This is a genomic window from Vibrio sp. 811 (assembly GCF_033339195.1).
Genome location: NZ_JAWOUB010000163.1, coordinates 1 through 933 on the forward strand (window position 1 = coordinate 1; position 933 = coordinate 933).

At 43.8% G+C, this 933-nt stretch carries 1 protein-coding gene; it reads left to right on the top strand.

Annotated elements, in window-relative coordinates:
- On the top strand, positions 1-767 hold a 767-nt coding region (locus R7Q46_RS25570; protein ID WP_318077994.1), incomplete at its 5' end, for an AEC family transporter.
- Positions 768-933: the final 166 nt, after the last annotated feature.

Here is a 933-nt window from a genome sequence, read left to right on the forward strand (position 1 = left end):
TAGATGTATGCACGCCAGATCTGGTCTTTTCCTCATTAGTGAGCATGCCGCACGACTCTGAACAAGGTCCCCTGCTCTTAGCCGCCATCATTGCGGTTTTAATTCCGGGGTTACTCATGATTCCGATTTGTAAAATCACTGGGCTAACATTTAAAGCTTGGGCTCCACCTCATATGTTTCGAAATAGCGGGAACCTTGCGATACCGTTGTTCACTTATACATTTGGCGAAGTTGCCCTTTCTTCTGCTGTACTGCTGTTTGTAGTATCAGCTTGCTTACATATCAGCGTAGGTGTGATGTTGTTAAGTAACGGGAATCCATTGAAACAAATCATAAAGATGCCAATTTTCTTATCGGCATCGCTCGCATTATGTTTGAACTTATCAGGTATTGGCGCGTGGACACCGTTGTATGAAGCAACAGCACTACTAGGGCAAGCCGCTGTTCCGGTAATGCTGCTTTCTCTTGGCTCACAAATGTGTCATCTAAGACTGGATGGATTAAAAGTTGGCGTTTTGTGTACCGTTCAATCGTTAACGACTGGCGCAATCGCGTTTGCAATCATTTATTGGTTTATTCCTTTACCAACCATGCAACTACAAATGATGGTGCTGTTCACCATGCTACCTCCAGCGGTCATGAATTATCTATTTGCAGAGCGACTGAATATCGAACCGATGACAGTGGCGTCCATGGTGTTGTTTGGGAACTTCTTTAGCGTATTGACGTTGCCATTGCTCCTAAGTTACACGCTGTCGTTGGCGTAAGTGAACCTTGAGAGTCCATCGTTGCTGTTGGTAGGCAAACCTGAAGGTTTGGATTTTCGACACAATCTTTCTATGTAATCTTGTTTCACAATCTATGTTGTATGTGCGGAATAGGCATAAAAAAACCCTGCCAACTTGGCAGGGTTTTCAGTCTCTTAAAAAGTTT